General features: G+C 40.7%; 11 protein-coding genes and 2 pseudogenes. 5 read left to right on the plus strand and 8 right to left on the minus strand.

Annotated elements, in window-relative coordinates; translation table 11 throughout:
- Nucleotides 1-174 precede the first annotated feature (174 nt).
- The 3 genes from KA717_26890 to KA717_26900 all read right to left on the minus strand — a co-directional run bounded on the left by KA717_26890 (nt 175) and on the right by KA717_26900 (nt 3,972).
- Nucleotides 175-1,392, minus strand: a complete 1,218-nt coding sequence (locus tag KA717_26890; GenBank protein UXE59427.1) for a helix-turn-helix domain-containing protein — start codon at nt 1,390-1,392, stop codon at nt 175-177.
- A complete protein-coding gene (locus KA717_26895) occupies nt 1,389-2,444 on the minus strand; it encodes a hypothetical protein (GenBank protein ID UXE59428.1) in 1,056 nt (351 codons plus the stop codon). The genes KA717_26890 and KA717_26895 overlap by 4 nt, the downstream gene beginning before the upstream one ends.
- Nucleotides 2,445-2,745: 301 nt before the next feature.
- On the minus strand, nt 2,746-3,972 hold the full coding sequence (locus KA717_26900) for a methionine gamma-lyase family protein (protein ID UXE59429.1): 1,227 nt from the start codon (nt 3,970-3,972) through the stop codon (nt 2,746-2,748).
- Between the two features lie 255 nt (nt 3,973-4,227).
- Here KA717_26900 and KA717_26905 point away from each other — a divergent pair, with 255 nt between their 5' ends.
- On the plus strand, nt 4,228-5,076 hold the full coding sequence (locus KA717_26905; GenBank protein ID UXE59430.1) for an acyl-CoA desaturase: 849 nt from the start codon (nt 4,228-4,230) through the stop codon (nt 5,074-5,076).
- Nucleotides 5,077-5,217: 141 nt separating this feature from the next.
- Here KA717_26905 and KA717_26910 read toward each other — a convergent pair whose 3' ends face one another.
- Nucleotides 5,218-6,549, minus strand: coding sequence for a DNA cytosine methyltransferase (locus KA717_26910; protein ID UXE59431.1), 1,332 nt, complete (start codon nt 6,547-6,549; stop codon nt 5,218-5,220).
- A gap of 244 nt (nt 6,550-6,793) precedes the next feature.
- Between KA717_26910 and KA717_26915 the strand changes: the two genes are divergently transcribed.
- From KA717_26915 to KA717_26925, 3 genes are all read left to right on the plus strand, one after another.
- Nucleotides 6,794-7,861: a PstS family phosphate ABC transporter substrate-binding protein gene (locus KA717_26915; protein UXE59432.1), complete on the plus strand. Its 1,068-nt coding sequence runs from the start codon at nt 6,794-6,796 to the stop codon at nt 7,859-7,861.
- A gap of 23 nt (nt 7,862-7,884) precedes the next feature.
- Nucleotides 7,885-8,814 carry a phosphate ABC transporter substrate-binding protein gene (locus tag KA717_26920; GenBank protein UXE59433.1) on the plus strand — a complete coding sequence of 310 codons (930 nt, stop codon included), beginning with the start codon at nt 7,885-7,887 and terminating at the stop codon, nt 8,812-8,814.
- A gap of 101 nt (nt 8,815-8,915) precedes the next feature.
- Nucleotides 8,916-10,196 (plus strand): ISKra4 family transposase, encoded by a 1,281-nt coding sequence (locus KA717_26925; protein UXE64788.1) that lies wholly within the window; start codon nt 8,916-8,918, stop codon nt 10,194-10,196.
- Nucleotides 10,197-10,740: 544 nt separating this feature from the next.
- On the opposite strand, the gene KA717_26930 is transcribed toward KA717_26925, so the two are convergent.
- Complete coding sequence (locus tag KA717_26930; protein UXE59434.1) at nt 10,741-10,938, minus strand: hypothetical protein; 198 nt, start codon at nt 10,936-10,938, stop codon at nt 10,741-10,743.
- 100 nt (nt 10,939-11,038) lie between these two features.
- Nucleotides 11,039-11,188 (minus strand): annotated as a pseudogene (locus KA717_26935) (IS3 family transposase).
- A gap of 74 nt (nt 11,189-11,262) precedes the next feature.
- On the opposite strand from KA717_26935, the pseudogene KA717_26940 reads away from it, so the two are divergent.
- A pseudogene (locus KA717_26940) lies at nt 11,263-12,544 on the plus strand (ISKra4 family transposase).
- Between the two features lie 492 nt (nt 12,545-13,036).
- Here KA717_26940 and KA717_26945 read toward each other — a convergent pair.
- Both KA717_26945 and KA717_26950 read right to left on the minus strand, forming a co-directional pair.
- Nucleotides 13,037-14,080, minus strand: coding sequence for a restriction endonuclease (locus tag KA717_26945; protein ID UXE59435.1), 1,044 nt, complete (start codon nt 14,078-14,080; stop codon nt 13,037-13,039).
- Between the two features lie 119 nt (nt 14,081-14,199).
- Nucleotides 14,200-14,580 (minus strand): hypothetical protein, encoded by a 381-nt coding sequence (locus KA717_26950; protein ID UXE59436.1) that lies wholly within the window; start codon nt 14,578-14,580, stop codon nt 14,200-14,202.
- Between the last annotated feature and the right edge of the window lie 16 nt (nt 14,581-14,596).

Here is a 14,596-nt window from a genome sequence, read left to right on the forward strand (position 1 = left end):
CAGTTTATTTAAAGTTGGTTTTATAAAAAAGATAAAATAGCAGAAAAAACTTTCAGATGATTATAGTAACTTTTCTTAACCATACTCAAAATTTCAAATGTAACCATCCTAATGCAAAACTTTAAACGGCATAGCACAAATAGATAAAGCTGTGATTCTTTAGATTGACTTGACTTATTCGCTCTTTTCCTTGGGGTTTTGCTGAGGGTTCTGTAATTCTTTGGGTGAACTAGGTAATCGAGGATACAGATGTCCACTACGTTCCGCAAGTAATTTTAATATAGAATAATACACGTCTAGATATTTTTTGAGAGAAAGTAAGTCATCTCCTTGCTCCCATTTTTTGAGGTTGGTAAGACTAACACCTGATTTTATGTGTAATTCATCCACGCTATGTTGTTTCCTTTCTCTAAGAATAGAAAGCCTTGAATTAATATGCTGCGTCTTCACAGGGTATTCTATCAACCGATAGATTGGACAACCGAGAACTTCTGCAAGCTGCATATATTTTTCTAGTTTTTTCAGTTTGTCTTCAGTTTCATAGTTCCTGATCATAGAGCTAGTACAGCCAGGCAATAGCAATGCAGCTTCATCTTCCGATAAATTAAGTTCTTCTCGAAAAGCCTTTATCTTTAAGGCAAAATTTTTAATCGTTAATGGAAACTGGTCTAGGCAGTAAGAAAGCTCCTCCTCGATAATTTCTATTTCTTGATTAAGCTGTTCAACAGCAATTTGTTTTTCTTCAGAATCTTCAATTTTTGACCATAAGCTTAAAGACGCTTGTAACGCTTCTTTTGATAAAGAAAATTCGTTATTCTTAAGTAAAGTTTCACCCAACTCTTGCCAAGAACGAGCCGCAATTTTAACCTCGCCAGCTTGTTCGTATAACTCGGCTGCTTTACGCTGAGACTTAAAGGCATTATCGTAACTGCAAAAATCCATCGCTTCAGAAACGAAATCTTCTTGTTCTAAGGCTTTCCTAAAACTTTCAGATTTGGAAACCACCGCCTTCACAAAATTTTCATTTTCCGAAATATCTAAGCGAGCCGTATCCAAAACATTATTATTGTTACGAACCTGAAGAATATAAGTGCCTTTGGATAATTCCGCAGGAATCACAAATTTTACAGAAAGAGGATTTTTACCTTGCTCATTAGCAGATTTTAATGGCAAAGTAATCTCATCTAATTTGGCAATTTCACCTAACTCTGAAATCAGTTCTACCCTGAGCTTCATATCTTCAGGCAATTTACCATCTACAGAGAGGCTAACCTTTAACTCATCTCCTGGCAGAACAAAAGGCGGCCAATAGTAGAGAGATACTCGTGGCATTATTTTTGGCACGGACAACGTTGCTTGTTTTCGGGAGGAAGAATCTGTACTTTCCATCATAGTAACTTCCCAAATTCTGTTTTGAGTTTAGCATGAACTTCTGGATTATGACATAATCCCAAATGATCTGCGGGTGAGTTGTGGACTAACTCAGGTTTTTCACTATAGGCGATCGCGCTGGCACAGGTGACAGTATTGTCCCCTAGGATGAGACTTGGCATTTGCTGAATAACCTCAAATTTTTGGGGATCGGTTGAAGCTTTAACAAGATAATGAATCGGGGTTTTATCATGATCAGAATAAATACACTTGATGCTAATAGATAAAGCTTGAGACTGCAACTTATTATGAACTTGTTGAGCAGTTTCAACATACTCTCGTAAATCTTCACGCCAAACCATCGGATCGAGAGCCGAATATCCTGTACCATAGACATCATAAAGAGAAATTACATCTTGGGGGGGCAATAATTGATAGAGAGAATGACATCTTTCTAAAGATTTTTTGAGTTTTTCAATGTTACCCCTCAGAGCATCTTCTAATAACCGACGAAAGTTATCAAAACGAGGTTCAAGAAGTAATGGAGAACGTTTGATTGCATCATAGGCTTTGGCCGCTCCTTTAACAGGGGTCGCAATTTGAAAGAAAAGTTTCGTTCTTTTGGCAATTTCTGGATTTTCTAATAACATTAAACGACTAACAATACCGCCCATACTGTGAGCAATTAAACATAAGCGATAATTGTTTTCACGGTCAAGCCTTTTAATATCTTCTGCTAATGCTTTAGCTGTTAGCATATTATCTGCTAACCAATTGTAGGCAAAAGGACTGAATTTATCTTTTACTCTTAAACCCAAATTATTTCTACAAAAATCCATTAGGGGAGCGTACACTTCTTGAGTCTCAAAAGTATTCAAGAAATTCATCGAACGAATAACCTCTCCCGCATATGTATCATTAGCATTCAGCTTTTCGGGATGTTTGCGAAGTGAACGAAGAGTAATGAAGGTATTTTCGCTCCATATCTCTTCTTTTGTCTGTTTTAAATGCAAACTTGATCCCAAAATACCTGGGACAAACACGACCAAAATTGGGGACTTGTCAGAACTCATCGTTAATTTAGCGAATACTCTTTTTAAAAACTAACCTAAAGCCAAAAGCATTACAGCCGACATTCCGCAGGTTGCCGCCACCTATGCGGCAATAAATTTAAACTACTCTATTCATGGTGCATTAAAACAAATTAACGCCATGTAGAAAGAGCATCTATTTGTATTTATGCGCTATCTGTAGCGTTTGCGGAATGTGGGTTACAGAGCAAGAGTATTGTTAGTCTCCAGGTTTTGGAGTTGTATCTCCATCTAGCAAGAATAGCCTAAAAACTCGCCCGTACGTACTTTTTTATGAGAAATTCTACTTTTCCCAATCAGCTAGTATCAATTCCAAGGCGATCGCGGTATGAGTCCAATGGGTTCCCCCCTGGCAAAAAACCGTATAGGGTTCTCGCAAAGGGCCGTCCGCCGACAGTTCTGAAGTGCTGCCATCAATAAAAGTGCCACCGGCCATCACCACCTGACTGGCATAACCTGGCATGGCCGCCGGAACCGGATCGAGATAGGAACCGATGGGAGAAACGGATTGTAACGCTTTACAAAAAGCCAGTAACTTTTCGGGAGAGCCTAATTTAATTGCTTGAATCACATCACGGCGGGGAACCAGAGGAGCCGGATTGACGGGATAACCTAACTGATCAAAGACATAGGCCAATAAATGGCTACCCTTAACCGCTTCTGCCACCATCTGGGGGGCAAGAAATAACCCCTGAAACAATAAACGGTTTTGATCAAAAGTTGCTCCCCCCTCTGAACCAATACCGGGGGCTGTTAACCGACAAGCGGCAGCTTCTACCCATTCTGCTTTTCCGGCTAAATATCCTCCCGCCGTGACAATAGTTCCCCCTGGATTTTTAATCAATGATCCCGCCATGAGATCGGCCCCAACAGCCGTCGGTTCAAGGATTTCAATAAATTCGCCGTAGCAGTTATCTATAAAACAAACAGTATGGGGATTCTGAGCCTTGATTATTTGGATAATGCGTTCAATCTCTGGAATGGAAAGACTTTGCCGCCAGGAATAACCACAGGAGCGTTGAATCAAAGCCATTCGGGTATGGGGTTTAATTGCAGTTTTTAACCCATCCCAATCGATCTCACCCTGGACAGTTAACGCCAACTCTCGATAGGAAATGTTAAACTCTGTTAAGGAGCCTTGACTTTTACCCCGTAGCCCAATCACTTCTTCGAGGGTATCGTAGGGGGCACCGGCGACGGCCAATAATTCATCCCCTGGGCGCAAGACTCCATACAAGGCACAGGCGATCGCATGGGTTCCAGACACAAGCTGTACACGAACAATGGCAGACTCGGCCCCCATTACGGTTGCAAAAACTTGATCTAAAGTTTCCCGTCCCAAATCATCATGACCATAGCCACTCACACTAGAAAAGTGATGAACACCAACCCGATGATGACGAAAGGCTTCTATCACTTTTTGCAGATTTTGCTTGACCTTTGCGTCAATATCCGAAAAGATTGGAGATAGTATCTGTTCTGCCTGCTTGAGGAGTAGCAACTTATTCATAGGATCATCCTAATCATTTTGAGTCCTATTTGATTCAAAGCTTAAAGCTCCTTAATGTCAACTGATCTCAATTTTCCCCTTTTTTTACCATCTGTCTGATTTCAGTTATGTCAAACAGTTATGCCAAAGTTTTAAATCATTCAAATTTTTAAATTGATACTCAGGCTTGATCTTCAACATTACTGAAAAAAGTGACTTTTCCTTAGGGCTGGCTCTTAGCTACTATTCCGATCTCATATTCTCTTTAGGTACTTCATGACTGCCTCGTTATCTAGCAATAATAATGATAAGTTGACCCCCGCTTGGCACATTATCATTTACTTCGCTATTATCCATGTAGTGGCACTGTTAGCATTTTTGCCTCAGTTCTTTAGCTGGAAGGCGATCGCGGTGTCCTTCGTGCTCTACTGTTTAACGGGTGGGGTTGGTGTCACCTTGGGTTTTCATCGCCTGATTTCCCATCGTAGTTTTACAGCTCCCAAATGGTTAGAATATATTCTTCTCTTCTGTGGAACCTTGTCCTGTCAGGGTGGCCCCATTGACTGGGTAGGCTTACATCGGATGCACCATAAATTTTCTGACACTGCCCCCGATCCCCACGATTCCAATCGCGGTTTTTGGTGGAGTCACATGGGGTGGATGCTATTTAATATTCCTGCTGATAAAGATATTCCTCGTTATACCCAAGATATTAAAGATGATCCGTTTTATTTGTTTTGTCAAAAGTATTTAATCCTGATGCAACTGGTCTTAGGCCTATTGCTCTATCTTTGGGGTGGTTGGTCTTTTGTGGTTTGGGGCATTTTTGTTCGTCTGGTATTCGTTTTTCACTGTACCTGGTTTGTCAATAGTGCGACGCATAAATTTGGTTATGTTAGCCATGAATCCCACGACCATTCTCGCAATTGTTGGTGGGTTGCTTTATTAACTTTTGGGGAAGGCTGGCACAATAATCACCATGCTTATCAATATTCGGCTCGTCATGGCTTGCAATGGTGGGAGATTGATCTGACTTGGATGACAATTCGTTTGTTAGCGTTTCTCGGATTAGCAAAAGATATTAAATTGGCTCCTGTTAACAAAGTTTCTAGTCCTTCAGCTTAATTAATTTTCTGAATTAGATTTTGCCTGTAGATTCATACCTCCTCATCAAAGGGGGTTTTTTAACGGCTATTTTTGCTTCCTCAAAAGGGCGATCGCGCCTCTTACCGTTTGACGATGAAAATCACGACAATTAGATATTTGCTATACATGATTCTCGACAGTTAAACTTTGGCGTTCAATCTCAATTTGTTTGCGTTTCTTGGCCCCACTTTTGCGATCGCGTTTGGCAATTGGATTCGGAATATCCCAGTATCGACAAGCGGCGGACATATCCATTTCCAGCAGATGCTCATCTCCTAAAGTCAGCACTTTTTTTGGTTTAGTGGGTTTGATCCCTAAAACCTTGATAATTTCCAAGGCGATCGCCCTAGCTAAGGGCGGTGGAACTGCATTACCAATTTCCCGCGCACCATGCCATTTAGTTACATGAAATTGAAACCAGTCTGGAAAACCATGCAGACGCGCCATTTCTCGCACTGTGATACAACGAGCCTTTGCGTAGTGAATAGGCCGAGGACTGGTAAAAGCTCCCCTCGCCGAATCCGTGCCAGCCCGTAGCGTATGACAAGCTCCGTTAGCCGGTAAACGGAAAAAGCGTGAGATCGGCTCAACTGTACCGGGCTGAGTTGAACCAAAGCGACGACGGGAAATGGCAGAGTGATCGGTTCGCATACTAGCTGTCAGCAGTCGGGGATTCCAACGGCGAGGATAGCCAAAAAACCAGTCCTTCATCTCTAGACAACGCATTTGTTGCCCATAGGGACTGGGCTGGCCCCAGGCATCCGTTAAGACCCGATCTTGAGTTAGCAATACTTCATAATCCTCTGCTTCGGGTAAATCTCCCAGGGCCTCGTAACAGGTTGGGCCTACCGGTAACTCGCCTTTTCCTTTCAAGGCTGCCCGACTAATGGCGATCGGATAAGTCGGCAATTCTAACCCCTGTTTAGCTCCCATTAAGATTAATCGCTCCCGTTCCTGGGGAACACCATAGTGGGCGGCATTTAAAACTTGCCAGGGCCAACGAACCTGATAACCAATGGTGATAAAGGCGGCAATTAACTCCTCTAAAAATTGGCGATGAACACCAACCGTTAAGCCCTTAACATTTTCAAAGACAAAATAGGCTGGCTCCAGTTCTCCCACCAACCGTACAAACTCTTTAACCAAACCATTACGGGGATCATCCAAGGCCCGTTGGCCGATTAAAGAAAATCCCTGACAGGGCGCACCCCCGAAAACGACTGCAATGGCGCGATCGCCAATCTTGGCCCGTTTACGAAGATAGCTACCATTAAGAAAAGTAACAGACTGGGGAATGACCACAGCGTCAGGAAAGTTTACCTGATGAACAGCCGCATGAATCGGATCTACTTCAACAGCGACTTGGACATCAAATCCTGCCTGCTCAAATCCCAAACTGAGGCCCCCAACCCCAGCAAATAGATCAACAGCGATCGGTCGATTCTTACTCAAATATTTATTCCTTAAATGGCTGAATGCTTAGATTGGTATTATACAATCGGCTTGGATGGGGAGATTCGGGCAGAGGGCTAATTAACAGAATGGTAAATTCAATCGCTTTCTTGACTCGGTATCTTAAATTAAATGTCTGATAGATCTTCTAATTATCGCTATATCCGACCCTTTGGGAAAAATAGAGTATTTCGCAACATTTTCGATACACTAGCCTTAGTGCGATTTCATTTCTAGCTTGTTTATGAAGCAAAAAAATAATACCGTTAGTCTCTTGTTGCTGGTTGTCCTAGGTATCGGCATCCTCGGTGGTCTGTCCTGGTGGATACTCCAGCTACTCGGAGGAGAAACCCGACCGGTTAATTCAGAAACAAAGCTCAGAAACCCTACCACACCGCTAAACGTGGGAATGACGATTGGTTCAGGCTTTGCCAAAAGTTTTAGCGAAGTTGCCAACATCCCAGTCGGACTTTTCAGCTATGGAGGAAGCACTACCTGGTCTCCCATTCGAGAAAAAGTTGATCGCTCTATTCAAAAAGCCTGGCCGAATTTTCAGTTACGTTATACAGACCCCATCGGCAGCGCACCCGGATCGGGAATGGGGATCAAAATGTTACTCAATGATGAGTTAGCTTTTGCTCAATCGTCTCGGTCTTTAACGACAGAAGAATACCAACAGGCAACAGAACGCGGTTTTAAACTCAAACAAATTCCGATCGCACTAGATGGCATTGTGATCGCTGTCCACCCTGATCTGAACTTGAAAGGACTGACGCTTAAACAGTTACAGGATATGTACACAGGGCAAATTATGAACTGGCAGCAGGTGGGTGGCCCCAATTTGGGGATCGTTCCCTACTCTCGTCCCCTCAACTCCGGTGGGACAGTGGACTATTTCCGCGAAAATATCTTACAAAATAAAGCGTTTGGCAAAAATCTACAGTGGGTAAGGGATACGACCCAGGGAATACGAGCCGTTTCTAACCAACCTGGCGGTCTTTACTATGCTTCTGCTTCAACGGTAATTAATCAATGTACGGTGAAAACCCTACCCATTGGTCGCAATACCAAAACCCTAGTGGCTCCCTATCTAGAACCATTGGTTCCTGTCACCGATTGCCCCAATAAACGCAATGAAATTAATCGAGAAGTGATTAAAACAGGTCAATACCCAATTACCCGTCGTCTTTTTGTCATTATTAAAGAAAATGGTCAATTAGATGAACAAGCTGGAAATGCCTATGCCCAGTTACTTTTAACGGATCAAGGTCAAACATTAATTAGTAAAGCCGGATTTGTCAAAATTCGTTAGTGGATAAAAATTGAGAAAGAATTATGACTCAAAAGAAAGAAACAACTATTTTGTTAATGGCTCTGTTGGTGACTGGGGGAATCCTAGGAGGCGGTTTTTGGCTGTTTAGTCGGCAATCTCAACCGATTACCCCCAATCAAAGCACCAATCCGGCTTCCAATGCTTCCCCATCACTGCTGCCGCCTCCCCCCGCTCCGATGGATGTTAGTGCTTTACCTGCTCCGACCCAGGTGCCCCAGGGCACTGTGGTCAAAATTAATGGCTCTACCAGTATGGTTGGCATCAATGAGACTCTCAAAAAACTGTTTCAAACGACTTTTCCGGGTACTCAAGTGCTTACTAATGCCCAGGGATCGGATAAGGGCATTTTAGAATTGATGACGGGGGTGATTGATGTGGCGGGTATTTCCCGCCCTTTGTCCAGCCAGGAACAAGCCCAAGGATTAGCAGCCGTTCCAATGGGCAGAGATGCGATCGCGGTGGTGGTAAGTTTAGAAAATCCTTTTCGGCAGGGGTTAAGCCAGCAACAAGTCAGGGAAATTTTCCAAGGTAAGATTACCAATTGGTCGGTGATCGGTGGTAAACCCAGCTCTATTCGGGTGATTAATCGTCCTCCTATCAGTGGAACCTATCAGGCTTTTCAAAAGTTAGTACTTCAGGATCAGCCTTTTGGTCAGGGAGCAAATTTTAAAACTCTGGAACGGGATGCTACCACTCCGATTCTCCAGGCTCTTGGTAAGGATGGTATTAGTTATGCAACCTATCGTCAAATTGCCAATCAGCAAACGGTACGAACTGTGCCCATTGATGGTTTGACCCCCGAAGCAGCCAATTATCCCTATGTTCGGGAACTCTATTACGCCTATAAAAACCCTCCTACTCCCCAGGTTAAGGCCTTTTTGGGGTTTGCGACTTCTCCCCAGGGTCAGGCGGCGATCGCGGGCATTGAGTAGAAATCTGTTTCCAAAGCTCCCAGTGAAGGGTGCGACTTTTAGTTGATGAAGGAAAAGAAAAGTGTTAACATGAGATGAAAAGTGACAAAGAGGAAACAATGATGACAGCAAAACTAATTAATGTAGAGGGTTCAAAGATAAAAATAGAACTAACATTAGAACTCAGTCGTTCAATGTTGGATACAGAAATAAATATTCAAAAAGGCTTAAACGAAGTAGGTTGCATCGCCAGCAAAGAAGCCTTGAAATATTTAGATACAGATGGTTCACCCTTAAAAATCGGTGAAGAAATCTGGAAGAGTAAGGGAGAGCAACCGAAAGAATATCAAACACCTTATGGTGAGGTTATAGTGAATCGTCATGTATATCAGCGTTCAGTAGGAGGAAAAACGTATTGCCCCTTAGAAAGAGAAGCAAGGATAATCATAACATCAACGCCATTATTGGCAAAACAGGTATCCTCAAAAATGTCAGGGATGGCAGGCAAAGAGGTGAAAAATGATTTATTAGAAAATCATGGTAGAAAAGTAGCGCTATCCTATATCCAAAGATTGAGTGAAGCAGTAGGAAGTGTGGTACAGGCAAAAGAAGAAGCGTGGAGTTATGCCCCGCCCAAGGAGGATAGCCAAATTGCAACAGTGGGAATAGGATTAGATGGAACCTGTATGCTGATGTGTGAGGATGGCTACCGTGAAGCAATGGTGGGAACCGTTTCCCTATACGATAGTGAGGGAGAACGTCAACATACAATCTATCTAGGTGCGGCACCAGAGTATGGAAAAAAGAGTTTTCTAGAAAGATTAGAAAGAGAAATTGAGCGAGCGAAAAAACGTTATCCAGAGGCAACATTGGTCGGGATAGCAGACGGGGCAGAATCAAATTGGAAGTTTTTAGAAAAGCAAACGGAAGAACAGATATTAGATTTCTATCATGCCTCTGGTTACTTAGGTGCCTTGGCAGAAGCGTTGCATCCGAATACAGTGTCAAAACAAAAAGAATGGTTGACTGAAAATTGTCGAGAACTCAAGCATGAAAAAGGAAAAGCAGGAGAACTGCTAAATCTGATGAAAGAAGTCAAAGAAGAAAAAAGTCATTCTAAGAATCTTACCGAGAAACTACAAGCGGCGATTACTTATTACGAGAATCATCAGCATCAAATGGATTATGCTGAATACTTAGAGAAAAAGTATCCGATTGGTTCAGGTGTTACGGAAGCAGCTTGTAAGACGTTGGTCAAACAACGATTATGTTGTTCAGGGATGCGATGGAAGGAAAAAGGAGCAGGAATTATTTTGAGCCTACGAGCTTTGGTATTGACCAAGGAACGATGGAGTCAATTTTGGGCAAAACTTGATCAATATGGGTTCCCTGTAGAACCCTGATTACAACAGCTTTTATCAACTAAAGGTCGCACCCCCAGTGAATGTCATCAGATCAGCATAGGAGCGATTAGGAATGAAACCATTTAGTTAAAAAATGATGAATTTTTGAAAATTTGTATCCCACAGGACTTGGAAGGTTATTTTAAAAATCTTGCCTAATAAGGGTTTCAGAGGATGAGCATTTTAGCCCTTTCAACGAGGATGCTGGGTTTCAGCCCTGTGATTGAGTGCTAACCTTCCAAGTCGTGTATCCCACCTTCAGCAGGCTATTTTGCATATTTTTTACAACCCATTCATGAGCGACTTACAGCAATTTAGCTAGGGCTTGCTGAATAAGTATAGAACCCTTGCCAGATAATGCTTTCAAGCATTTTAAAAACGATCAGGTGCAAGGTTATGGCCTTTGGAGGCTCAAAGCCCATGCACGTCGTTGGAAAACTGGGGGTTGAAATTGGAAACTACTCTCTGAAGTCACCATTTTTCGCCTCCTGTGGCATCTAGGTTCGTTTTGTGGACTTTTTCAGCAGACCCTAGCTATTTTTGTCTAAATCTCAAATAGAGGGTTTTCTGTGAAGTTTTTTGCATATTCTTCCTCATATTCTTCCCAGGGAATCATTTTTGACATTTCTATCCAACGATTTTCTTCGTCTAACTGCCCGCCGAACAGATTTTTCAAGTTTTCTGGTGTTTCAATTGAGTTCTGCTGTTTCCGATATATCTGTTTCTTCTCTTTTGGCTGCAAGGCTTTTGAGCCATTTTAACCTATTTTACTGTATTATAGCTGTTCTTCATTCGACTATTATCTTTTCTCTATAAGAGTTTCAGTTTTTTTCAGCAAGCCCTAAATACACCTCCTCGTATTTGAGAGAACGCCATAATTGCTCTACAAAGATGTTATCCAAGGCTCGTCCCCGATCATCTTGGCTAATACGAATTCCTTTTTCTTCCAAATGCTCAGTAAAAGCATGACTGGTAAATTGGCTACCTTGATCGGGTGTGACCTTTAGTTGATGAAGGAAAAGAAAAGTGTTAACATGAGATGAAAAGTGACAAAGAGGAAACAATGATGACAGCAAAACTAATTAATGTAGAGGGTTCAAAGATAAAAATAGAACTAACATTAGAACTAAGTCGTTCAATGTTGGATACAGAAATAAATATTCAAAAAGGCTTAAACGAAGTAGGTTGCATCGCCAGCAAAGAAGCCTTGAAATATTTAGATACAGATGGTTCACCCTTAAAAATCGGTGAAGAAATCTGGAAGAGTAAGGGAGAGCAACCGAAAGAATATCAAACACCTTATGGTGAGGTTATAGTGAATCGTCATGTATATCAGCGTTCACCTTTGAGGAAAAACGTATTGCCCCTTAGAAAGAGAAGCAAGGATAATCATAACATCAACGCCATTATTGGCAAAACAGGTATCCTCAAAAATGTCAGGGATGGCAGGCAAAGAGGTGAAAAATGATTTATTAGAAAATCATGGTAGAAAAGTAGCGCTATCCTATATCCAAAGATTGAGTGAAGCAGTAGGAAGTGTGGTACAGGCAAAAGAAGAAGCGTGGAGTTATGCCCCGCCCAAGGAGGATAGCCAAATTGCAACAGTGGGAATAGGATTAGATGGAACCTGTATGCTGATGTGTGAGGATGGCTACCGTGAAGCAATGGTGGGAACCGTTTCCCTATACGATAGTGAAGGCGAACGTCAACCTACAATCTATCTAGGTGCGGCACCAGAGTATGGAAAAAAGAGTTTTCTAGAAAGATTAGAAAGAGAAATTGAGCGAGCGAAAAAACGTTATCCAGAGGCAACATTGGTCGGGATAGCAGACGGGGCAGAATCAAATTGGAAGTTTTTAGAAAAGCAAACGGAAGAACAGATATTAGATTTCTATCATGCCTCTGGTTACTTAGGTGCCTTGGCAGAAGCGTTGCATCCGAATACCGTGTCAAAACAAAAAGAATGGTTGACTGAAAATTGTCGAGAACTCAAGCATGAAAAAGGAAAAGCAGGAGAACTGCTAAATCTGATGAAAGAAGTCAAAGAAGAAAAAAGTCATTCTAAGAATCTTACCGAGAAACTACAAGCGGCGATTACTTATTACGAGAATCATCAGCATCAAATGGATTATGCTGAATACTTAGAGAAAAAGTATCCGATTGGTTCAGGTGTTACGGAAGCAGCTTGTAAGACGTTGGTCAAACAACGATTATGTTGTTCAGGGATGCGATGGAAGGAAAAAGGAGCAGGAATTATTTTGAGCCTACGAGCTTTGGTATTGACCAAGGAACGATGGAGTCAATTTTGGGCAAAACTTGATCAATATGGGTTCCCTGTAGAACCCTGATTACAACAGCTTTTATCAACTAAAGGTCGCACCCCCTTGATCAGTGTTGAGAATTTCGGGTATCCCTTGAGCTAGTGCTTTTTCTGTCTTGACATTGGGGAGCATCTTAGAACATCAGCGATCGCGGCTGTTACGCCAGCAGATATTCAACGGGTAGCCCAACAGACTTTTACACCAGAAAATCGTACCATTGGCCGCATTTTATCGGATAGTTCCCAAGGTGCTGGAACTTCTACTCATTCTAAAGAATAAGGGTGATGCTATCGGTAATGTTCTAGACCTGTGGATGGTACTTCTAGAACGTAGTCAGTTTATTCATTCTGATTTGTCTTATCCATAGATTCAGAACACTACCGATAATTTGATGTTGGTTTTTGATGCTCTAGAGAAGAAACGTTAGGTTTAGATAAAGATTTATTCCGTTTCCTGTGTCTAGATTAGCCGCGATCGCATTTCTAATCTGAATTATGGGTGCGACGCGATTTTTGCTGTTTATTTGATTTTTTTATACATTTTGGTAAGTCTTTTTATTTCTTTCGGATCTAAAATTTCAACATACCGACTTTGATATTTTATCTCTTGAGTAAACTCGACTTGAATAAGAATACCGAAGGCATATGACTCAACAAGAAAAAGATGTGCAATATTGTTATCTATTCTTTTACAGAAATAATTTCCTCCTAAATTAGGGCTTACATAAAATTTACCCGTCTCAAAAATAGTGTCAAAACCTAGAGGAAGTCCCAAAGAATCTATTGTAGTTACTTTGTTTCTAACTACATCAAATAATTCGTAGATTGTATGTATTTTATGTATTTGATGTGGATCAAAGGGAGGGCCACCATAACTTCTTGTAAGTATTTTTTCATAAGAAAATTGAATGGAATAAATTCTTTTTTTATTGAATTCGTTTGGTACATCAATAAACCATTTGTCATCACCTTCTAAATCAATTATTTGTTTTTTGGGTAAATTAAATTCATCTGGAAAATTGTCATATATATTTTGTGCAATAATATCACCTAGCCTATAGATTTTATTTGAATTAAATAAACGTGAATGAATTACTAGGTACTCAAGTATGCCGTTTTCCTCTGATAGAGTATGGGTTTTATTACCATCTAATTTCAATATAATATTCCGAATATCTAAAGCGGGTTCTTGTGTATTTCCAATTAAATCTTCTGGTATTTGAATTTTTTTTGTTAAAGTAAAAAGCTCAATATTATGTCTTTCTGCAACCTCTATACATCCAGATTGAAATTCAGAAGAAGATATCATAATAGATTTATTTGCATTTGCATCTCTACTTTTAGTGACGAATGCTTCTACTTTATCAACCGATACTCGGCTTGTATATTTTTTGCATTCAATAATCGTTAAATAGCTATATAAACCCTGTTTAAATCGAATTGTGACATCAAATTGACGGCCTTTAATCTGCTCATTCCAAATAACAGTAGCTCCCTTTGTTTCAGCAATATGAATTGCCGCTACTATACGTTCAAATTCTTTCCAATTTTTTTTATGAACCATACGCTAAAAAAAAGTTAAAATGCTTGCAATCGTAATAAAGTAATAATTTTTATTAAAAGTAATAATTTTTATTAGTTTAATCAATCAAATAAGAATGATTTTGAGAGAGCTTCTGATTTTTATATGAGAATCTTATTTTGAATAAATTGATTTGTCTCTGGAAGCTGATCTTCAGTCAAATCCTTACACGCAAGAGCTTTTACAATTGCTTGTTTATGATCATCACAAGGAATACTTACTTCAAAAACAAAAGCATCCTCTGAATGGGTAAAAACAGTTTTAAGGTCAACCTTTCCATTTTTGATATTATCAAATCTTTCTAATGATACAGGAGCATAAAGCCAAACATCTTCTACCTCAGAGCTATCTACCCAAAGAGCAATATAAACCTGTCCCGATAAATTTTGGCAGGAAAATAAACAGGGCTGATCATAAAATTCGTAAACTTCGATCAGCTTTAAAATACCTAATATTGTAGATTCTGGTAAATAAGTTTTCATTGCTTTTCTCCATCAT

Source organism: Woronichinia naegeliana WA131 (assembly GCA_025370055.1).
Taxonomy (GTDB): Bacteria; Cyanobacteriota; Cyanobacteriia; order Cyanobacteriales; family Microcystaceae; genus Woronichinia; species Woronichinia naegeliana.